Consider the following 21,875-nt stretch of genomic DNA (forward strand, 5'->3'; position numbering starts at 1 on the left):
TGCTAACTTTGGAAGTACAGCAGTATGCTCCAAAGTTCAATAAGATAAACAACTTAACAAATTTTCAAAAAGGAGGAAACACAATGAGCAGTAACAAAGTTGAATTCTTAAAGGCGCGGCTGCGCGACACCAATCCGTCTATTTCCCTGGACAGAGCCAGACTGGTAACCGAGTTTTACCGGACCCCTTCCGTTGAATCTCCGATTTCCAGGAAGGCACATTTGCTGGAATATCTGTTGAAAAACATGAAAATTTTCATCAATCCACAGTCCATTTTTGTGGGAGACCATGGTGAGAGATACAGATCTGTTCCCGCATATCCGGAATGGGGCTCAAACTGGATACTGGAGGATATCGATACCTTTGATACCCGCTCCACCGACAATATGGAATGGGTGAACCCCGGAGACAAAGAGGAACTGATCCGGATCTGTACGGAATGGAAGGGACATGGTTTCAGAGAGATTGTAGACAGTAAGATTCCGGACGATATGAAGCAGGCCGCCCTGGACGGTTTAATTACAATCGGTTCACGTATCGTTTCCACAGCAAGCCATATGCCGCAGTATGATGTGATTTTCCAGAAGGGCTTCCGTAAATTGATGGAAGAGATTCAGGAAAAGCTGGATCATATAGAGCATTATGACTTTATTACCCAGGAGCAGAAGGATACATGGGAGGGGATGCTGGTCACATTAAATGCAGCGATTATGTTCGCACACCGTTACGCGGATCTTGCCCGTGAAATGGCACAGACAGAGGAAGACGAAAAACGCAGAGAAGAGCTTTTACGCATTGCCGTCACCTGCGAACGTGTTCCGGAATACCCGCCGGAGACATTCTATGAGGCCATGCAGTTTTTCTGGTTCATTCATTTGATCTATCAGATAGAGAATGCGGGACACAACCATTCAGTGGGACGTTTTGACCAGTTTATGTATCCCTATTTCCAGCATGACATTGAGGCGGGAATCGCTACGGAAGACGATATCGTTGAGATGATCGAATGTATGCTGATCAAGTGGACCGAAATATTCGAGCTGCGTGACCATATTGAAGCAGAGGCCTATGCCGGATTCCCAATGTGGACGAACCTTACCATCGGCGGGATTGATGCGGACGGTAAGAATGCGTGCAACCGCCTGACTTACCTGTTCTTAGAGGCTGCGGACGGGGCACAGACGACACAGCCTGCGATCTCCTTCCGTTATAACAAGAAGATCGACAGGGAAACCTTCAGAAGAGCTCTTAAGCTTACCCAGAAGGGTCTCGGACAGCCGGCATTCTTCAATGATGATATTAATATTCCGCGTGTACTGGCAAATGGATGCAATGATATCCGCGAAGCCCGTGACTACGCGATTGAGGGATGTGTAGAGGCACAGGTTCCGGGCAAAACGGATTTCCGCCCTGTTGCCGGATTTATCAATATCCTGAAAGTACTGGAACTGACGATGTTCAATGGAGTGGATCCGAAGACGGGCCGCCAGTTTGGGCCGAAGACAGGCACAATGGAAGAGATGGATACCATGGAAAAATTCATGGACGCCTATAAGGCACAGCTGTCTTATATCATCGATTACCACCTGAAGGCATATGGAATCTGTTCCGCACTTCATTCACAGATCTGTCCGACGGTATTCGCATCTACCCTAGTGGACGGCTGTATTGAAAAGGGCCGCATCCTGCAGAAAGATGGCGCAAAATACAGCAGTACCGGCACCTTCATCAGCGGCGTGGCTAATGCAGCCGATTCGCTGGCCGCGATTGACCAGGTTGTTTTCCGCCAGAAACTGCTGACCCTGCCGGAACTGGTTGAGATACTTGCCAATAATTATGAGGGGCATGAGGAATGGCATCAGATGCTCCTGAATAAATATGTGCACTTCGGCAATGATGAAGATTTAGTAGATGATTACTGCCGCCAGGTTGTAACCTACTGTGCAGAAGAAAACCGTGCACATAAAGATTCCCGCTTTGGCCAGTATGAACTGATCCTTCTGAACCAGACTTATAATATCTGGCAGGGACGTGTCGTAGGCGCTACGCCGGACGGACGTATGGACGGGGAGCCGCTTGCGAACAATGCTTCACCTTCCAACGGTATGGACCGCAATGGCCCGACCGCAGTAGGCAACTCCATCGGAAAGATGGATACGATTATGGTTCCAAAGGGAGTTCTGGTAAATCACAAGTTTGACCCTGCCGTTGCAAAGGGCGAGAAAGGGCTGGAAATGCTGGAATCATTTGTGAAAGGTTACTGCGAAGCAGGCGGGCAGCATGTGCAGATCAATGTAGTGGATTCGGAGACCCTGCGTGATGCCCAGGCACATCCGGAGAACCATAAGAACCTGATGGTGCGTGTGGCAGGCTACTCCGCATTCTTCGTAGAGCTTGACCCGCGTGTACAGGAAAATATCATCGGGCGTACAGAACATACCAACTGCTGTTAATTCATGGGGCCGTATCATAGCTTATTTTGCAGCTTGCAGCGAACCCGCCCCGTCGGGGTATACATTATTCTGCAGCTATGCTGCAGATCCGCCCGCAGGGCATGAGTTACGGGGTGCCCTTTGGGTATACATTATTCTGCAGCTTGCTGCAGACCCGCCCGCAGGGCATGAGTTACGGGGTGCCCTTTGGGTATACATTATTCTGCAGCTTGCTGCAGACCCGCCCGCAGGGCATGTATTACGGGGTGCCCTTTGGGTATACATTATGGGAACGCTTTAGTATACATACACGGCCCCAGTCTCTCCAGGCGGATATAGAATGCCCCGGTGAATCAATATTATAAATCATGCAGGAAGCCGCCCGGGAGAGTGGTGTTTCTCCGGGCGGCATAGAAAGAGGCGTAACAAAAGAACAAGAGAGTAAAAGAACAAGAGAGAGAGGGATACAAATATATGGATAAGAAAAATATGAGCTGGTTCACATTTTTTAAATTAGCCGGTGCGCTGCTTGCATTCCTGATTGGCTCCGGTTTTGCATCCGGGCAGGAGACCATCCAGTACTTTTCAGGCTATGGTTATATGGGGATTGCGGTGGGCATCATCAACTTCCTGATGATGTATCTGACTTATGTAGCATATGCATACGCGGGGAGGACCCGCGGCCTGGCCAACCTGAACGAAGTCGCCACATTTTACGCCGGGAAATATGCAGGAAAATTATTTGAGATCTTTGCGTGGCTGTTTGTAGCCTGCTGTTTTATCTTCATGTGTTCAGGCGGCGCATCCACATTTAACCAGCAGTGGGGCGTACCGATGCCGATCGCTACCGCTATCATGGTAGTGGCTGCTGTAGCAACCGCAATCTTCGGGTTGAAGCGCACGGTTGACGTAATCGGATGGCTTGGGCCGGTTATCGTCTGCTTTACGTTGATCGTCGGGCTGATATCGGCTTTCACATTCTTCCCACGGATTTCGGAAGGCATAGCCCTTCTCGACAGCGGGGCCGTTACGATTACCCGGGGAACCAATCATTGGCTGACAGCAGGATTTTCTTTCGGAGGCTGTTCCCTTCTTCTGGTTTCCAACTTTGTTTCTACTCTGGCATATGACCAGCGTGAATATAAATTTGGCCGTTTCAAAATGATTCTTTTTACAGGTGCATTCTTCATTTCCACAGTTTCTGTCCTGATGGGGCTGAACCATTTGGGAAATATTGAAGAGGCAGCAACAGTTGCGATTCCTAACCTGGCACTGGCTTCCCATATCATGGGTTCCGTGGGCACGCTGTTTGCGGTTGTCATCATATTGGCCATATATTCCACGATCTGTCCGTCACTGTGGAATACCATTAACTTTTTCATTAAAGATGATAAAAGCCCGAAGTACAAGATTGCGATTGCAGGATTTGGCGTGCTTACTTATGTACTGTGCCTCTTCGTGCCATATCAGAAGCTGCTCGGTGTTATCATGACCTATTGCGGCTACACAGGATTTATCGTATTCTTTGTGATTGTGATCCGGTACTTTATGGTAAAATCCAAGGACGACAAAGAAGGAATCAAAGCTTAATCCATCCGGCAATGTGATGGAATGAAAAAAATTTACCGAGTACATCATTAGGTCTGCTTAAGTGGCGGTTAATTATTATATGATGTACTGGCTTAGGAGGTTTTAACATGTTTAGACCAGTTGCACAGCTGCCTTTGGATTACAGCGTATTTAAAGATAAAAAGTCCATTTTCTCCTGGGCGCCGTCCGGAGCAATTCTTTTCGGAAACGGTGCTGCCGCAAAGACAGGGGAAGAATTGAAAAAACTGGGCGTAAAGAAGGCGACGCTCGTAACGGATCAGGGGCTGGTGAAGTTCGGGATTGCTGCAAAGATTATTGAATCTGTAAAGAATGCGGGCATCGGGCTGAACGTATACGACCAGTGTGAACCGGATTCGTCTGTAGAGACTGTAGAAAAAATAGCAGATTTAAGCAAAGAAGCAGATGTCATAATTGGCCTTGGCGGCGGGAGTTCTATGGATCCCGCCAAGGCAGCCGCAATTGTTGTTACGAATGGCGGCAGTATCAGGGATTATCAGGGGTGTGACAAATTCAAGACCGCACCGCTGCCCATTGTAGCCATTCCGACTGCGGCGGGGACTGGAAGCGAGTGTACGCCGTTTGCGGTGATTGCAGACCGGCAGAGAGAATGGAAGATGCCGATCGGCGGTACCGGGATCATGCCGGCGCTTGCGATCTGTGACCCGGAACTGACCTACTCCCTTCCGGCAGGTATTACTGCGGCAACGGGGATGGATGCACTGACCCATGCAATTGAGGCTTACACATCCCGCTGTACGGAACCGATTTCTGATGCGCTGGCATGCCAGGCTGTAAAATTGATTGCACACGCCCTGCGTCCGGCAGTCTACCGCGGTGACAGCGACAAGGACGCCCGCTATGATATGATGATGGGCGCGATGCTGGCAGGCTATGCATTTACTACGGCCAGCCTTGGGATTTCCCACTGCATGGCACATCCTTTGGGAGCACAGTACCATGTTCCGCACGGCGTCGCGAATGCCCTGTGCCTTCCGGTGGTGATGGAATTCAACATGGGGGCCTGGCCGGAGCGTTATGCAGATATTGCCGGTTTTTTTGGGGTCAATACTGCGGGGTTGTCCGTGAGGGAGGCCGCGAAAAAGGGCGTTGCGTGTGTCTATGAACTTCTGGAGGATATGCCGGTTCCGCCGCTTGCCTCCTACGGGGTGACAGAAGAGAGCCTGGAACGCCTGGCCGACGATGCAATGCTGGGGGGCGACCGTCCCAACAATGCAAGGATGACGACAAAGGATGATTTTATCCGCCTGTACAGGAAAGTTATGGAGCTCAAGAAAGATGAGAAAATTTAAAAAGCTTGTAGTGCTGGAACCTGTCCGGTTTGATAAAGCGGCAGAAGAAGCACTGTTTGAATATGCGGAAAATGTACGGATCTACCGCGACATTCCTCCTGATGACGCGGAAAAAATCAGACGTATGAAGGATGCAGAAGCGGTGCTTGTGTTCTATACGAGCCAAATCAGTGCACAGGTGATTGAGGCCTGCAAGGATCTCCGGTACATCGGAATGTGCTGCAGCCTTTATACGCCGGCAAGCGCGAATGTGGATATTAGTTATGCCCGGGGGAAAGGAATCACTGTGACCGGAATCCGGAAGTATGGTGACCAGGGCGTACCGGAGTTCATCTCGAGTGAACTGGTGCGCCTGTTCCACGGATTTGGACCGAGGCGCTGGCGGGAAGAGGAAATGGAGCTTACAGGAGTAAAGCTCGGTATCGTGGGCATGGGAGATGTGGGCACAGCAGTTGCAGAATTAATGCTTGCATTTCAGATGGATGTTTATTATTTCAGTCGGACCCGCAAGCCCGGTATAGAAGACAAGGGCGCAAGGTATCTGCCATTTCACAGGCTGTTGGAAACGGTGGATGTGCTCACGACACATCTTCATAAGAATACGGTCATCATGGCGGAGAATGATTTTAAGCGCTTTGGAATGGGGAAAGTGCTGATTAATACGACTTTTACACCGCCTTACCCGCTGGATGCGCTAAAGGGCTGGCTGCAGCAGCCGGGTAACTATTATATAGTGGACAGTGCGGTTTCGATCGGAGGGAAGGATGGAGAAATCTATCAGATGCCGAATGTGATTTGTCCGGATGTCATAGCGGGGCAGTCTGTTTTGTCAGGCGTCCTGCTTAGGAAGAAGGTATTGCAGAATATAGAAGAGTACCTGTCTTCACAAGTCTTTTGATACCCGCTCTTGCAGCAATGAATTTTCAGATACACTGCCAGGGGACGGGATCGGCTGCTCGAAAGAGCATATTATATTTTAAGTTAAGGAGAGAGCTTATGCGAGAAATTATATCAACTTCATCAGCCCCAGCGGCTATAGGACCTTATTCACAGGGAAATCAGATCGGGAAACTGCTCTTTTTGTCGGGGCAGCTTCCGGTTGATATGGGGACCGGCGCTTTTCCGGAAAGCGTGGAAGAACAGACGGAGAAATCGCTGACCAATATCCGTTCCATTCTTGAGGCCAAAGGAGGTACGATGGATCACGTTGTAAAGACAACAGTATTCCTTAGCGACATGAACCATTTTGCCGCCATGAACCGTATATACGAGAAATTCTTCACAACAGGCGCATATCCCTCACGCAGTGCGGTAGAAGTGGCAAGGCTGCCCAAGGATGCACTGGTGGAGATTGAGGCAATTGCCTATATTGAATAATCTTAACAGTTCAGGCGTGAATATTACGTTGAAAATGTACCCCTGTTCCGGAGGAACACTCGGAATACTCAAGGCGGGCGTGAACTGTTACACATCATCTCATGGTCTACAGACCGCCCTATAAATGGACAACTGCATCAGGTAAGGAGAAAAAAACATGAAGTACAATTTTGATGAAATTATTGACCGGCGCCATACAAGCTGCATGAATACTGACGGGTTCAGACAGTACATTTTCCATGCGGACGAAAACATGAAATTCCCCTATGCGGATGAGGAGTTTATCCGTATGTGGATTGCAGACATGGAGTTTGCCACACCGGACTGCATTATCGATGGAATACAAAAAAGACTTGACCGAAAGATTTTTGGATATACCAGACTCTTTGGGGATGCGTATTTTCAGGCATTTCAGGCATGGACCAGAAGGCTGTATGGCTGGACATTTCCTCAGTCAGATCTCTACATATCCCATGGAGTTATCCCTGCGTTATATGAACTGACCGGTTATATATGTAAGCCGGGCGATAAGGTACTGATTCTGACCCCGTCCTATGCATACTTCAAGTATGCCGCAGAATATAACAATGTGGAATATGTCTGCTCAGACCTGCTGAACCGGAAGGGGGACGGCTATTATGAAATGGATTTTGAGGATATCAGGAATAAGGCGGCGGACCCGGATGTGAAATTATGTATATTCTGCAGTCCACACAATCCTTCCGGGCGCATCTGGACAGAGGAGGAACTGCGTACATTTGCAGATATCTGCATGGAGAACGGACTGCTGATTATCTCGGATGAAATCCATTGTGATCTGATCCGCAGCGGGCTTTCACACACTCCCCTTGCAAAGCTGTATCCCAATAGTGACAGGATTATCACCTGCATGGCTCCGAGTAAGACATTTAATACCGCCGGCCTGCAGTTTTCCAATATTATCATTCCGAATGAAGATGTACGCAAGCTCTGGCTGGCACGGCATAACTTTGACCTCAACCCGCTTTCGCTGGCGGGTGCGCAGGCGGCCTATGAAGGTGGATACGACTGGATGATGGAACTGAGGCAGTATCTGGATGCGAACTTCGAATTTGTGAGGGCTTATCTGGAGAAGCATCTGCCGAAAGCCGTATTTCGGATTCCGGAGGCAACCTATCTTGGATGGGTGGATATTGCGGCATATGTAGAAGACGGTATGAATCTGCCATTGTTCTTTGCGGAAAATGCGGGAGTACTGCTGGAGGGAGGCAATATGTTTGTACGGAATTCAGACACGTACATCCGCCTCAATGTGGCCTGCCCAAGGGCTCTGCTTAGCGAGGGGCTTTCGAGAATCTGCGGGGCTCTGAATAGACGTGAACGGAAGTGACAGTAAAGGAATACTTTATGTGATTGTTTTTTGAGTCGTTCAGAGGTTTTTTCGACAACAGGACTCCGGCAAATCGTCGTCTTCTAAGGATGAATATCGCAGAATGCTCCAAGTGCTTTTTAGCAACAATGTGTTCATATGTATAAGTCCTATGACCGGTTTCGCATCTTTGCACACGACACTTTTAATAACCGATTTTGGAACTATTATTTGTGGCACCAGTCTTTTCATTGCATGGTGCCACAAACAATAGCGATCTTGTAAAAATTTGCACGCTGCCATGTAAAGTATGTCGGAATAGTACTGAACATCAGACTCGCTTCCGTACTCGGACAGCTCTTTCGCAGTGGCGGCGATCCAGATAGCAGCAAGTTCTTCTTCGTTTTGAGCCTCTATCAGCATTTTAGCCGTTTGGATCGTTCCCCTATTTGTTAGCTTGGTGAAATAGAAAAATTGTTTTGGATTTTTTTCTATCAGCGCTTTCCGCTCTGTTACTTCTTCATGCTGAAGCCAATCGTATCCGTAGAAATAACCGTCTTTCTTATAGTCTACAAATATTGTTTCAGCGGATACAGGGGTGGAGAGCATCTTAGGAAAGTGATTGCTGCTATTCTTCCAGACCTTATAGACGTCCTCCCACTCTATTTCCTCAAACATAAACTTCCTCCATTCTCATCCAGTTTATACTTTGATTCTTTTTATTCCAAGCAATATAAAACGGCTGATTCCCTAGCGTGATAAATGATACGGGTGATCCGAACCTGAGTACACATCAGAATACAGAAAGCTGATGATATCCTTATCATTAATCAGATTAACCATCCATCCTTCGAAATCTGCATCCTCATTTCTCGCAAAGTACATTTCATCTGATATACAAACTGGTAGCCATAATGCATTAGGAAGTGGTTCGGGAGGTTTTTATACAGCAAAGACACATTCAGTTGCCCGATGTGGAATTCAGCAGGCGCATAGAAGCAAGCGCTGTCATCCCCTTCTTGATATGGCCGAGCCTGCAGCAAAGGATATGACGGCCCCCGGCGCCAAATTCTTTCTTAAGAAATCGAGACCACGCCTCATGGTCTTTAAATTCTTGAACCGAGACTCGCATATCTTCAACTCTGTCCTGATCCGGGAACACATGCCAGTTCCGTATCTTTCAAATCCCTTTGCATTTATCAATGAGAATGGCTTCCCTGTCCTCTAATCTTCGTAATGTCCCCGACATGATAGTATTTCTAGTACTCCGCTACTAATACGATAAACAAATCGATTTGTGTCATCAATACGCCTACTCCAAAAGCCACTCAACTCACCTTTTAACGGTTCGGGCTTGCCGATGCCATCAAAATACCCTCGCTCTATATCCTTTAGCAAGACATTGATACGTTTCAGCGTTTTCCTATCCTGCATCTGCCAGTATAGATAATCATCCCATGCCTCATCAAACCATACTTTTTTCATTCACCCTCTACCTCGATTGGCTCATGCTCTATACCCTTTCCGGCATTAAGGGCGGAAACACCGCGTCGTAGGTGTGCCATATTGCTTTCGGAATAGAATGGATCAGCAGACAATTCAAAAGGTATACGCCGTTCTCTTGCAACTTTTTTTAAAAAGATATTGATTGCCGTTGACATACTCAAACCAATATCATCAAAAGTCTGCTCTGCACCACGCTTAACATCATCATCAACACGTAAACTAATCTGTGCCATAAAATCACTCCTTCCTTGTGCTTTTATTATACTGCTTCATAAAGCAAAATACAAGCATTTTTATATACATTTGCTTCTCAATACAGTATGCCACTTTGCCTGCAGATAATATAAATTGCAATTAACGCTGAATGTTTCATATGATTTTTAAGGATATAATGTCAAATCCTGTTGCCATCATCTCCGACATGCTAATGCTTCAAAAGGAGTTCAGTCCTATACCCAGGTGATAGCTACAGGATCGGCGAGACAGTTGCAGTTTCATGCAGAACATATTATGAAACATATTACAGATTCCGTGTTGCAGAGTCTGCCGATTATGGCAGGAGAATCGTGAGCGGCAGTATGTTAGGAGATACGAATAAGAAGCAGTTACTTTATAAATGCGTGTCGTGAAACATTTTTATAAATTCACAGGAGCAGTATAACATGTATGAGTTATACTGCTCCTGTGTCCTGCTTAGTGAAAGGGGGCAGACCCTTATGCAAAGGGGGCTGACCCCTTTGAGGTTTTTATAAGTCCATTACAGTCTCTTCACTTCAGCCCCTCCGCTGACACTCTCAAAACTGAAGGAAGCTCCTCCGCCCTTATAAGTACCCCGTCCTTCTTTCTGTGACATCTCGAAGTCGCAGTTAAAATAACCGCTGACGGTGTCCAGTTTGTAAGTGAATCCGTCGTTCTCCGGTATGGTGAAGGACGCATTGCCACTGACGCTGTCGGTTCTTATCTTATCCGGGCAGACTTTTGAGGTTACGGAGATGAGCCCGGATACCGTATCGGAATCAATATTCCGGAAGCTTCCTTCTACTTGTATATCGCCGCTGGTTGTATTCGTCTCCAGTTTGCCGTCTACATACAGCGTGTTTCCGGTCAGACTTCCGCTGGTACTGTCCATGGAGAGCCCACTGGTTTTGCAGCCGGTCAGATCAAAATCACCGGACGTGGAATCCAGGAGGAACTGGCCTGCCGTTATTCCGCTTATCTCTGCATCTGCGGAGATCGTATCAATCCGGAACGAGCCCATGGATTCTGCGGTTTTCTCCGGAATTTTAACAAAAAGTTCCTTGTTAAGAGTGGAGTTGTTAAAAAACCCCCTTTTCTGTGCCTTTTGATATTGAATGATCAGTTTGCCGTTTTTAACATAATATTGAAGCTGTTGTTTTTCGCTCAGATCCTGTGATGCTTTTTCATAAAACTGTACGGTCTTGCCGTCGTATGTTGCCACATGGATCCGCCCGTCAAGCCAGTTGAGTTCCAGGTCTTTTATCTCATTTCCGTCGATCTTGGCACTTCCTGTTTTATATTTTCCGGAATCAGCATAGTTGTAACCGTTGTTGATTCCAATGGAAATGACGTTGATCTTTCCGAACAGACCGAGAATAAGTATTACAGTTAGGGCCACAGCCGCGATTGTCCAGGCTATGATCCTGATGACTGCCGATTGCCTTCTATTCATGATTGCCTCCTATTTTTTCAGTTCAAATATAGCCTTCAGGATTCCTTCCACTGCAACACCGATCAGGAATATGACCCAGGTGATATGCCATGCCATTGTCCAGAAGCTGACTACGATATAAATGACCACAATGACAGCCCACAGTGCGCTGCTGAGCGCTCTCATTGCCCTGCGGCTGGAATCCGTCTGCTCCTGCCATTCCTTGAATTCTTCCACGATAGAGTCATCGGTTCTCTGGTAGCGCGGTTTGGTCAGGTTGTTGTAAATAAGCAGTGCCGTTGCGACTGCAATCATAATAAACATGAGAGCCGGTGCTAGTTTGTTCTCGAAAACAGTATCGGAGAGCAGGATAGGAGGGAGAACACTCATAATGTACATCATTACCGCAACAGAAATCAGGACTGCCGACTTCCTGCGTCCCTTATCCAGCGCTTCTTTCGTTACAGGCAGGCTTTCGGAGGATGGCGCCCCGTGAAGCCCTGCCAGGAGCTCATCCATATCGCCGATGCTTGCAACCGCTATGTTGTATGCCGCCTCGGGGGTTCTGCCTTCTGCGATCATGTCGTGGTACTTATCGACTAGATTCTGCAGAATCTCTTCCTTTAACTCTACGGACTTCCTGGTCGGTTTGACATCCCGGAACAGATGATCCATATATGCTCTTAATTTATTTTCCATGTGTATCCTCCTTCTTCTCACCACTCCTGATTAAAATATCAATGAGCCCTTTGGCTTCCTCCCACTCCGCTTTCATCCGCTGGTAAGCCAGATCCCCCTCCGGCGTGATGGAATAGTAACGCCTTCGGGCGCCTGTGTTCTCGTCCCCCCAGTAAGAACAGATATATCCCGCGCTTTCCAGCCTACGGAATGCCGTATACAGGGTGGCTTCTTTGAGCTCATACTGATTGTCTGTCTTTATCTGAATGTCTTTGTTAATCTTATATCCATAACTGTCTTCTTTGGTCAAATGGGCCAGAATGATTGTGTCCGTATGTCCGCGAATCAAATCGGATGCTATTGACATATATTCATACCTCCTTTTCTGTACTTACATTTAAGCATAGTATACCTCGCCTGTCAATGTATATATGAGAATAAAATATATTCATGACAAATGTCATGTGGTTTTATGGTGTACTATGGTGTTTAAGAAAAAACGCTTTATTTATAGAATATAGTACGAAAAAGGACATATTCTATTGTTGGTTTTTTTAATACATGATAAAATACTAAAGTGGTGATAAAGTTTTCTTGGAAAATTTCAAGGGGATTTTATTGCCTTTTTATTTTACATGGAAGTTTGAGGGACTTATAAATAATAATAGAAGTAACAGTTCAGACGCATCTGAATTATTGCATATAGAAAATCCTCTAACTGAAATAAGCAGCATACAAACGATTGTGTTGGTCATAAAAGGAGCCGTTATGGCAGAAAAAACGGAAAGAGAAAAAAACAAAGAAACAGAAGAATTAAAACAAATAATTGTAGACAACATCATTGAGAATTATATACATAAGGAAGGACAGAAAGAAGGGAAAGCATGGAGAGTAGAACACTAACAGGCCATTTGCTGACGCCTATGTTCAGTTATGGTGAGAATCAAAAATTTCCTGAATTCAGAGCCACGGAGCTGAAGGGCATGATGCGCTATTTATATCGGATTGCATGTCCTGCTAAGCTTAGTGTGCTTAAGCAAGATGAGGCGGAACTTTTCGGAGGAAGTACCGGAGACAGAAAGGAACAGGCAGGACATGCATCTCCTGTACAATTGTTTTTGATGCAGGCAAGGCAGGAAAGGTTTGAGGCTGAGAGTTTATTGCTGCATGATGAAAAAAGACAGAGATCCATATTTAATTGTATATTTCAAGATGAGTTTAAACTAAGAATCAGTATGGACAAACGGATATCCATTCAAAACGAATTGCTTTCAAAAATAGCAGATATAGATTGGTATAAGGAAGAGGCGGCTTTGGCGCTTGTTCTCTGCGGCATGGGAAAACGCAGCAGAAAAGGTAGGGGAAGAGTCATGCCGGACGAATATCAGCAGAAGGATAAGGCTCAGGCATTGGCCTGGATTTGCGATGGTTTGAACAAGATCGCGAAAGCAACGAGTGAAGAGCTAAAACCAGAAGAAAAGAAATATGAAATAAGAGACGGCACAATATATCCGTACGTACAGAAGAAAGGGCGGAATTCTGGTAATAGGGATCTGAAACGGCCCGCCATAAAGAAAATTGTTTTGGGAGAGTGTCTGTCAGAATGGAAAGAATCTGCTTCACGCAGCGGGGGCAAAAAAAGCCTGGATGTTTTTTTGAAGGCGGTTGATACGGAATGCCATTATTTGAGGGGAAAACAAAAATATGAATTCCTTAAAGATGGGCAGATACTTAAGTTGAGCAAAGCCATTGGACAAATCGATGGAAAGGAACGCTTTGCATCTTCACTCATCATTGGGTTCATACAGACAGATGAAGGGATATATCCGGTTTACACCTTTGTAAAAGCATTTCCAAATCTAAAAGAGGAACTGGATGCAGACTGCTCCCTGCGTGAACAATTTATCGAAATGGTTGAAAAGTACAGGATATAGTACAAAAACGAGAAGGGAGATGAAGGTGTGAGACATTTGCTGTTATTTACAATAGGGCCGGTACAGCCATTGATTGTAAATTCACGGAAGGTAAGCGACATGTTTGCGGGAAGCCGCCTTTTATCAAGTCTGATGCAGGATGCGCTTCAGATTTTGGAGCATCAGCAGGAGGTTCGGATTTTATTCCCCTTTATAGAGAAAGGGGAGGGGAATTGCCCCAATATACCGAACAAGCTGATTGCAGAATTGAACCTCACAGAAGGAAAATCGCCGGAGGAGATTGCCACATTTTTGGAACTGTATATTAAAAAACAGTTTTTTACAGTCTGCATGGGTTATTTGAATGATGTAGGAATTATGGAAACAGAGGAGGGATCGGCGGCGCGGCAGCTCCGGGATTTTTTAGAGGTTTTTTGGATTGCCGAGGAATATGAGAGCCAGCCCTATTCAGAAGTGTACCAAAAGCTTTTCAGAAAGATGAATCTGGTAAAAAGCATACGCACGTTTTCTCAAAATCAAGAACCCTGGAATCGAAAATGTGCTCTATTTCCTCAATATAATGCCATCTATGCAAAATGCGGGAAAAGTGCAGGTGTCAGGCAGTATCCGGCAAATATAAATCCTACAGACGTTTATGATATTTCCGAAGTTCCCAAATTGACGTACGCAGTAAAGCCGAAAGAAGCACTTTCAGCGATTGCCATGGTGAAACGTAGTTATGGCAGAATATTAGGAATGTATTCATTGCGTCAGATGCTGCTCAGGCATCAAATCGGTAAAATAAAAAACGGGAAGCAGATCTTAGTAGATCTGGAGAACAGGGCAGGAGGAAAAACAGTAAGTTCGACAGGAGATCAGATTGCTAACGCTGTGTATGATTACGGCCATGGCAACCCGCCTGATTATGAAGAGTATGATAAGGATGCGTGGGAATACGCGGTGCAGCTATATCACACCATACAGGAAGAGGATATATCCCTCAGCGATTATTATGCAATGCTGAAATTTGACGGCGATAATATGGGAGAAATATTTCTGAATAAGCATACAGTGAAAGAGCAGCAGGAACTGAGCAGGAGTATCAGCGATTTTGCGTCAGAGATACCCAATGTACTAAAGGAATTTAATGGACTTCTGGTTTATGCAGGAGGGGAGGATTTCCTCGGTTTTTTACCATTGGATACACTGTTGGCGTGTCTGGATAAGCTGCAAAAATTATTTCAGGAGAGGGTGAAGCTGACCTTTTCGGCGGGAATAGTGATAGCGCATCTAATGCAGCCTTTGAAAATGGTTGCACTTGCTGCTGAAGAGATGGAAATGAAAGCAAAACAGGCAGAAGGAAAGGATGCATTTGTGCTGGGCATCTTGAAACGGAGCGGAGAAAGAGTGGTATCTCCACCGTACAAATTCGATGATTATTCAGGATGCGCCTATCCGAAGATGACGGATTTAAGGCGGCTGCTGGAGACGATCTGTAAGAATGAATGCCCCAGGGCCCTGCTGAACAATATTATCACTTTGTTCCGTTGTTTTCTAAAGGAAGACGTCCGACCGGAGAAAGCAAGGGCAGAGATTTTATTGAGAGAGTCTGTCAGTGTTTCTAAAGCACAGGATGCAGATGAACTGGCGGACTGTCTGGTACTTTTTTATGAAAGAGAAGAAAGCCTGGATGCTTTTCTGGACACATTGAATGCGGTATTATTTCTTGCAAGGGAGGTGGGATCATGTATTATTTAATAGAACCACTGGATAATTTTTTCTTCCGTACGTCCGTACCGTTTGAGGCTGGGGGAGAAACGACGGCTATTGAGAGCCTGGATATGCCATTACCCTCCGTGTATGCAGGAGCATTTAAAAATTTACTGGGGATGAACTCAGGTGTGGATGGAAAGATTCAAATCGGCTTTAACGGACTGTTTTTGGAAAATGAATTCCTGCTTCCTGTACCGGCAGATCTAAGCTGGCAGGAGGGGACGGAAAGTGATTGTGGAGATTCTCCAAAAGGAGACTTGGAAAGACTTGGTACGATGGAGCTTACACCGAAACCTGTCTCTAACTTTCCTTTAAAATATTGTCTGTGCCAAAGAGGGGGGCATTCTAAAAAGAAAAAGGAACCAAAGAATTTATTCATGCCGGATCAGGAAATCGAGGCATACTTAAATGCGGAGAAAGCGGAATTTAGCGGCATAGATTTGGATGACAGATATCTGGTAAAAGAAGAGAAGGTCGGAATCGCAGTTGATGCCGGAAGCGGAACATCAAAAGAACATCAACTGTATCAGATCAGCATGGTCAGACCTGCGAAGGATCAGGAGTTAAAGCTGGCGGCAGACGTGAGGATTCGGAAACGGGACATGCCCGGTTGTAAAGATAAGAACAAAGAAACGGGGGGAATTCATGATTCCAAAACGACAGGCGTGGTGAGATTTGGCGGAGAAGGTAAGCTGGCTTTTGTCAAGGAAGGTCCATGCAGCCTGCAGATAAAGGTAAAGCAGGAGGATGCAAAGTATTTTAAGATATATCTTGCAACACCTGCAATTTTTGAAAAGGGATGGCTTCCCGGCTGGGTGGATGAGAATCGGTTAGAGGGGATGTTTACCTTTAAGGAACGTCAGGTAAAAGTCAGGCTGTTAGCGGCCTGTGTTGGAAGGTACATTCCCTGCGGCGGTTTTGGGTTTGATAAAGAAGAGGACAGATATCATCCGAGGGAAATGCGATTTGCAGTACCGGCGGGAAGTGTCTATTATTTTGAATTGCTGTCCGGCACCTTTGCAGATGCAGTAAAACTGTTCCATGGAAAATGTATGAGCGATTATAGAGAAAGCAAAGGGTTTGAATATCCGAAATATAAAAAATACCGTTATTGTGACAGAGGGTTTGGATATGCCCTGGTGGGAAAACTGCGGAAAGAACAGGAGGAAATAATTCATGGATAAAGAGACATCTACGTTAATGATGATGCAGACACTTACGCCAACTCATGTTGGAAGCGGGACAGAATTAAGTTATGTAGATTTGCCGCTTCAGCGGGAGACACATACAGGATTTCCCAAAATAGAAGCGTCTACTTTAAAAGGCAGTATTCGAAATGCCGTGAGTTCTTCAGAAGGCTTAAATAAGAAAGGCACTGTGTATGCAGGCGTAAACATGCTTTTAGGAGATCCTGACAAAGGGGACTATGCATCCGCCGTGTCTATCACCGATGCAAGGCTCTTATTCTTTCCGGTCAAGTCTGCTCTTGGAATTTTTGCATGGATAACCTGCCCTTATGCAATGAAGCGTTTTTTGAAAGATTATGAGATTGTTTCGAAATGTGTATTAAAGAACGGCATACATGTGGGTTATGGCGGAACGGATCAAAAGTGGGAGCCGGAGAAGCTGGAGCCGGAAGAAGGAAGCGTCTATTATGCTGATCGAAAGAACTTGGAAATAGCTAAGAGGAAAGGCAATTTTTACGAAGTGAAAAAAGATACAGCTGAGCTGCAGATTATGCTGGAAGATTATACTTACAGAGCTGAAGAGAATAAGACGTTTGGAAAACTGCTGGAGATGATATCCTCGCATCTGAAGGATATGGGAATGGATTGGAAACAATTTATCAGTCATACTGTGCTGGTGCAGGATAATGATTTTGTCCACTTTGTCAAGCATTCCACAGAGGTGGCAACCAGAATAAAAATAGATTCGGATACAGGCACTACCCAAAGTAATGCGCTTTTTACGGAGGAATATCTGCCGCCGGAAACTATAATGTACAGCCTCTTCTTTTTTGGAAAATCGAACCAGCCTCAGAAAAGAGCGAATACGGACGGTGAATTCAATAAACAGCTGACCCCAAAAGAGGTTAGAGAAGAATTTCTAAATCAGTTTAACCAGGATATATTTCAAGTCGGAGGAGACAGTTCATTAGGAAAAGGTTTTGTGAAAAAATGTTTTTGGAAGGAGGAGGAATGATGGGAGCAATCCATGACGAAATGTCCAAAGAGGCTTATGAAATGGTGCGGAAAGCAGGCATTAATAATTCTGAATTTCGAAGTTTGGCAAGAGCTTTTCCATCAATGCTCCAGGTAAATGGTTTGGGTAATGCAATCGCGTTTTTATATGCAAAAAAGAATGATCAAAACAAGAAAGATAAGAAAAATGAAAAAGATGTCAAGAATGTTCATGACATACTTTATAAGGAAATAGAATGCTGGACATGGAGAATGTTAGAGCAACAGCAGGAGGAGCAAGCCCAAAAGTCAGAATATCCAAAGCTTCCCCTCGATTTGATGGAGCGGATTACAAAACTCGATAGCACTGGATATCGGATCTATACAGACGAGATTATGCATCTGTGCTTGTGGATCAAGCGGTTTGCAGAAGGTATGATTAAAGCAGAGAAGTAAGCCATGCACAGCCGGAGGAAGGGGAAAAATGATTGAGATGAAAGAGATTTATCAGCCAGCCAGGCTGGGGCAAAATAGTCAGAATGAAAAAGTGACACAACGTTTGGGCTATCTGCCCAATGACTCTGTAGATTTCATATGTCAGATGAATAAAAAGGAAGTAACCCAAGTAAATCTTTATCTTTTACAGAATCGATTTCGTATCCAAACAAAAAAATATATTAAAGGAAAGCCTTCGTATAAGGAAAGCCCATTTTTAGCGGAAATCATAAAAAACCAATATGAACATACGCTTTCTTCAGAAATACTTTACGGAAGGAAAATGGAAATATTCTTAAAGCAGCTTTTAGAGCGAAATAAGGAGATGGCAGGGGCTTTTAGTGAAAAAGAGGAGTATTGTTTTCACATCCCGAGTAAAATGATTTTAGGTGAAGGCGGGAATTCGGCTTATTCTGACCATGTATTGATGAAACTGCACCCACTGTATGGCGTGCCATATTTACCGGCCAGTACAATAAAGGGGGCGTTACGGAGCTGTTGGAATGAACTTTTTGAAAGGAAAGATGAAAATAATACAGGGAGCGTGGAGTATCAGCTGTTTGAAGAAGGCGAAAAATTGATTTTCTTTGATGCCTATCCCCAGAGTTTTTCTATATCTTTAGATGCACAAAGTCCGCATTATAAAGACTATTACGAGCGGCAGGCTGCACCGACTGATAATCAAAAGGTAGTGCCCATTACATTTATATGTATAAAAGATGTTACATTTAAATTGCATATCGCCTGTCAGAATACAAAATTGTGGAAACAGGAAAAAACACGGATAGATGAAGCAGTAAAATGTATGGTGGAAATATATGGATTAGGGGCTAAAACAGCATTGGGGTATGGCGTAGGAGTAATGCAGTAAGTGTTAAAAACAATAAAGTGCGAATCGGTAGCGGACAGGAATTTCCCGGGAGATTCGCACATTAAAAATAAGGAGGGGAAGGAGATATAGACGGAAAAAATAGAAATTTAAAGAGATGAATCAATTGATTTTGTGGGAAATGTATATTATTATGATCTTGAAGTAAATCAAACTTGTTTATTTTTGCTGTCACCGCTTGCGTATGCGGTGTGGATTGAAATTTCCTGAAGGAGAATCGTATTTCGGTAACGAAGGGTCACCGCTTGCGTATGCGGTGTGGATTGAAATCAAACAGGACATTTCTTGCGAGGGCATCAACTACGTCACCGCTTGCGTATGCGGTGTGGATTGAAATACGAAAGACGGACAAGTGTTTATCGGAAAAGAGGTCACCGCTTGCGTATGCGGTGTGGATTGAAATAGCCAAGCATCCAGCATCTGGCGTGGTGACAGATCATGTCACCGCTTGCGTATGCGGTGTGGATTGAAATTTCCATGTATGCGCCAACTTCAATTCGGCTTGAGTCACCGCTTGCGTATGCGGTGTGGATTGAAATACCCATATACCAGGCAATTGCGCGGGCGGCTTCCGTCACCGCTTGCGTATGCGGTGTGGATTGAAATAAAAGATGATGTAAATAGTTATAGGAATACAGTGTCACCGCTTGCGTATGCGGTGTGGATTGAAATTCGTGGATAACGCTGCTATTTATGACGGAACGCCGTCACCGCTTGCGTATGCGGCGTAGATTGAAATAAATAAGATTACCAGCTAACCCACCGGGAAAAGCCATTGTCACCATCCTAGTACCTCGAATAATAATTAATTTGCTGTTAAACTAACCTAAATTTTCGATGTACTAAGTATGGTTTAAAATTTAAAGAAAATAGCAATTATTAAGGACAAAATTATGTTAAAAGCAATTATTATTGGAAGTCCTGGTGCAGGAAAAAGTACATTTGCCCGGAGGCTTAGAAATTTGACAGGATTACCGCTATATTACCTGGATATGCTGTGGCATAAGCCGGATCAAACAAATATCACAAGAGAAGAGTTTGATACGCTGTTGAATGACATTATAAAAAAGGATAGCTGGATTATTGACGGTAATTATCAGAGAACACTTGAAGCCCGTCTGAAAGCATGCGACACCGTTTTTCTAATGGATTATCCGCTGGAAATCTGCCTTTCAGGTGCAGAATCCCGCATAGGAAAAAAACGCGAGGATATGCCATGGGTCGAATCGGAATTTGATGAAGAATTTAAACAATGGATGATTGATTTCCCGGATAAGCAATTGCCGCAGATATATGAACTGCTGAATAAATATCGGAAGGAAAAAGAGATCATCATTTTTACATCAAGAAAAGAAGCAGATGATTATTTATGTAACGCCAGTAAAAAGGTATCCCCAGGGGTACCCCTTAGTGCATGTCCTGCGGGCGGATTTGCAGCAGAGCGGCAGAATAAGGTATATATGTTGCAGCAGCGTCACAAAGCAGAACCGCTCTTTGCAGGTTGGGATGAGACGCTTATCTGGTCATGCCTGCAGAATGTGATGGGGCACATATATGTGGATGATATAGAGGCCCCCAACTCTGTTATGGCTATGTTAGGAGATTTTTGTTTTCTGGCGGGAAAACCGGATGAAGAATTAGCCGCATATAAGCCCGATTGCTGTAAACAAGACTTTATGATTATGATTCCGCAGACTGATCAGTGGAGCAAAGTGATTGAAAAGTATTACGGGGAAAAGGCGAAAAAGGTTGTGCGCTATGCCTTTAAAAAGGAAAAAGAGATCTTCGACAAAGCTGCATTAGAAGCAGCAGTTGCCGGGCTGTCGGCGGATTATCGAATAGAGATGATAGATGAATCCATTTTCAGGCAGTGCAGTCTTTTCGAATGGAGCCGGGATCTGGTATCTCAATATAAAGAATATTCAGAGTACCGGGACCATGGGCTGGGAGTGGTGATTTTGAAAGAAGATGAGATTGTTTCCGGTGCTTCTTCTTATGCATGCTATATAGGCGGAATCGAAATAGAGATTGATACAAAGGAGGAATATCGCAGACAAGGTCTCGCTTATGCTGCCGGTGCAAAGCTGATTTTAGAATGCCTGGAACGGGACTGGTATCCCAGCTGGGATGCTCAGAATAAAGGGTCTGCCGCATTGGCAGAAAAGCTGGGGTATCGTTTTGACCATGCCTATAGTGCTTATGAGATTTGGGGATATGGATGCAATAATGGAGAATGAGAATGAAGGATGAATTAGAGCGTTTTCTATCCGCACAGCAGAACTATTATAAGATTGCTCTGCAGGAGATACAGGCCGGGCAGAAGAAAAGCCATTGGATGTGGTTTATTTTCCCGCAGATTGCAGGACTTGGTCATAGTACAGCGTCTCAGTATTATGCAATCAAAGACCTGAATGAAGCGAAGGAATATATGGAAGACTTGATCCTTGGAAGAAATTTGATTGAAATATCACAGGCTCTGCTGGATTTAGATTCTAACGATGCGCTTAATGTGATGGGCTGGCCGGATCATCTGAAACTGAAGTCATCTATGACACTATTTGCTTTGGCAAAACCGGAGTGCGAAGTGTTTCAGCAAGTGCTTGATAAATTCTTCTGCGGGGAAAAGGATCAGAGAACAATAGATATTTTGAAGTACTGAATTCACTGAAATTAAAATATTGAAATGTCTTCGTT

21 protein-coding genes and 1 CRISPR repeat array are annotated in these 21,875 nt (G+C 44.9%); of the genes, 15 read left to right on the forward strand and 6 right to left on the reverse strand.

Annotated features, from left to right (window positions below):
• Positions 1-83: 83 nt before the first annotated feature.
• The 6 genes from BN1938_RS05685 (at position 84) to BN1938_RS05715 (ending at position 8,099) form a co-directional block, all read left to right on the forward strand.
• Positions 84-2,453 (forward strand): glycyl radical protein, encoded by a 2,370-nt coding sequence (locus tag BN1938_RS05685; RefSeq protein ID WP_050639670.1) that lies wholly within the window; start codon positions 84-86, stop codon positions 2,451-2,453.
• A gap of 453 nt (positions 2,454-2,906) precedes the next feature.
• Entirely contained in the window at positions 2,907-4,022 is a 1,116-nt protein-coding gene (locus BN1938_RS05695) for a YkvI family membrane protein (protein ID WP_050639672.1), read from the forward strand.
• Between the two features lie 107 nt (positions 4,023-4,129).
• Positions 4,130-5,353, forward strand: a complete 1,224-nt coding sequence (locus BN1938_RS05700; RefSeq protein WP_050639673.1) for an iron-containing alcohol dehydrogenase — start codon at positions 4,130-4,132, stop codon at positions 5,351-5,353.
• Positions 5,340-6,251 carry an NAD(P)-dependent oxidoreductase gene (locus BN1938_RS05705; RefSeq protein ID WP_050639674.1) on the forward strand — a complete coding sequence of 304 codons (912 nt, stop codon included), beginning with the start codon at positions 5,340-5,342 and terminating at the stop codon, positions 6,249-6,251. The genes BN1938_RS05700 and BN1938_RS05705 overlap by 14 nt, the downstream gene beginning before the upstream one ends.
• Before the next feature lie 98 nt (positions 6,252-6,349).
• Positions 6,350-6,730, forward strand: coding sequence for a RidA family protein (locus BN1938_RS05710; RefSeq protein WP_050639675.1), 381 nt, complete (start codon positions 6,350-6,352; stop codon positions 6,728-6,730).
• Between the two features lie 157 nt (positions 6,731-6,887).
• The gene (locus tag BN1938_RS05715; RefSeq protein WP_050639676.1) at positions 6,888-8,099 is read left to right on the forward strand and encodes a MalY/PatB family protein; all 1,212 of its coding nucleotides are present in this window, start codon (positions 6,888-6,890) and stop codon (positions 8,097-8,099) included.
• Positions 8,100-8,138: 39 nt separating this feature from the next.
• Here BN1938_RS05715 and BN1938_RS05720 read toward each other — a convergent pair whose 3' ends face one another.
• The 6 genes from BN1938_RS05720 to BN1938_RS05750 form a co-directional block, all read right to left on the reverse strand.
• On the reverse strand, positions 8,139-8,756 hold the full coding sequence (locus BN1938_RS05720) for a hypothetical protein (protein WP_050639677.1): 618 nt from the start codon (positions 8,754-8,756) through the stop codon (positions 8,139-8,141).
• Positions 8,757-9,302: 546 nt separating this feature from the next.
• Entirely contained in the window at positions 9,303-9,563 is a 261-nt protein-coding gene (locus tag BN1938_RS05730) for a Txe/YoeB family addiction module toxin (protein ID WP_050639679.1), read from the reverse strand.
• The gene (locus BN1938_RS05735) at positions 9,560-9,817 is read right to left on the reverse strand and encodes a type II toxin-antitoxin system RelB/DinJ family antitoxin (protein WP_050639680.1); all 258 of its coding nucleotides are present in this window, start codon (positions 9,815-9,817) and stop codon (positions 9,560-9,562) included. Before BN1938_RS05735 ends, BN1938_RS05730 begins: the two co-directional genes overlap by 4 nt.
• 524 nt (positions 9,818-10,341) lie before the next feature.
• Positions 10,342-11,274 (reverse strand): DUF4097 family beta strand repeat-containing protein, encoded by a 933-nt coding sequence (locus BN1938_RS05740; RefSeq protein WP_050639681.1) that lies wholly within the window; start codon positions 11,272-11,274, stop codon positions 10,342-10,344.
• Positions 11,275-11,283: 9 nt separating this feature from the next.
• The gene (locus BN1938_RS05745) at positions 11,284-11,952 is read right to left on the reverse strand and encodes a permease prefix domain 1-containing protein (RefSeq protein WP_050639682.1); all 669 of its coding nucleotides are present in this window, start codon (positions 11,950-11,952) and stop codon (positions 11,284-11,286) included.
• Positions 11,942-12,298: a PadR family transcriptional regulator gene (locus tag BN1938_RS05750; RefSeq protein WP_050639683.1), complete on the reverse strand. Its 357-nt coding sequence runs from the start codon at positions 12,296-12,298 to the stop codon at positions 11,942-11,944. The genes BN1938_RS05745 and BN1938_RS05750 overlap by 11 nt, the downstream gene beginning before the upstream one ends.
• A gap of 227 nt (positions 12,299-12,525) precedes the next feature.
• Between BN1938_RS05750 and BN1938_RS23325 the strand changes: the two genes are divergently transcribed.
• The 9 genes from BN1938_RS23325 (at position 12,526) to BN1938_RS05790 (ending at position 21,840) form a co-directional block, all read left to right on the forward strand.
• Entirely contained in the window at positions 12,526-12,834 is a 309-nt protein-coding gene (locus tag BN1938_RS23325; protein WP_148487133.1) for a hypothetical protein, read from the forward strand.
• A complete protein-coding gene (locus BN1938_RS05755) occupies positions 12,816-13,865 on the forward strand; it encodes an RAMP superfamily CRISPR-associated protein (protein ID WP_148487134.1) in 1,050 nt (349 codons plus the stop codon). The genes BN1938_RS23325 and BN1938_RS05755 overlap by 19 nt, the downstream gene beginning before the upstream one ends.
• Before the next feature lie 27 nt (positions 13,866-13,892).
• Positions 13,893-15,602: a type III-B CRISPR-associated protein Cas10/Cmr2 gene (gene cas10 / locus BN1938_RS05760; RefSeq protein ID WP_050639685.1), complete on the forward strand. Its 1,710-nt coding sequence runs from the start codon at positions 13,893-13,895 to the stop codon at positions 15,600-15,602.
• Positions 15,590-16,801, forward strand: coding sequence for a type III-B CRISPR module-associated protein Cmr3 (gene cmr3, locus BN1938_RS05765; RefSeq protein WP_050639686.1), 1,212 nt, complete (start codon positions 15,590-15,592; stop codon positions 16,799-16,801). The genes cas10 and cmr3 overlap by 13 nt, the downstream gene beginning before the upstream one ends.
• Positions 16,794-17,819 carry a type III-B CRISPR module RAMP protein Cmr4 gene (gene cmr4 / locus BN1938_RS05770; RefSeq protein WP_050639687.1) on the forward strand — a complete coding sequence of 342 codons (1,026 nt, stop codon included), beginning with the start codon at positions 16,794-16,796 and terminating at the stop codon, positions 17,817-17,819. The genes cmr3 and cmr4 overlap by 8 nt, the downstream gene beginning before the upstream one ends.
• Entirely contained in the window at positions 17,816-18,253 is a 438-nt protein-coding gene (cmr5, locus tag BN1938_RS05775) for a type III-B CRISPR module-associated protein Cmr5 (RefSeq protein ID WP_187376290.1), read from the forward strand. The genes cmr4 and cmr5 overlap by 4 nt, the downstream gene beginning before the upstream one ends.
• Before the next feature lie 28 nt (positions 18,254-18,281).
• Positions 18,282-19,163: a type III-B CRISPR module RAMP protein Cmr6 gene (cmr6, locus tag BN1938_RS05780; RefSeq protein ID WP_050639689.1), complete on the forward strand. Its 882-nt coding sequence runs from the start codon at positions 18,282-18,284 to the stop codon at positions 19,161-19,163.
• A gap of 188 nt (positions 19,164-19,351) precedes the next feature.
• A CRISPR array of direct repeats spans positions 19,352-19,920; the repeat unit is 33 nt; unit sequence GTCACCGCTTGCGTATGCGGTGTGGATTGAAAT.
• Positions 19,921-20,074: 154 nt separating this feature from the next.
• On the forward strand, positions 20,075-21,418 hold the full coding sequence (locus tag BN1938_RS24185) for a GNAT family N-acetyltransferase (protein ID WP_330581543.1): 1,344 nt from the start codon (positions 20,075-20,077) through the stop codon (positions 21,416-21,418).
• A 2-nt stretch (positions 21,419-21,420) separates the two neighbouring features.
• Positions 21,421-21,840, forward strand: a complete 420-nt coding sequence (locus BN1938_RS05790) for a DUF1810 domain-containing protein (protein WP_082202828.1) — start codon at positions 21,421-21,423, stop codon at positions 21,838-21,840.
• The last annotated feature ends 35 nt before the right edge of the window (positions 21,841-21,875 follow it).

This window comes from Eubacterium sp. SB2 (assembly GCF_001244405.1).
Taxonomy (GTDB): Bacteria; Bacillota; Clostridia; order Lachnospirales; family Lachnospiraceae; genus Faecalicatena; species Faecalicatena contortus_B.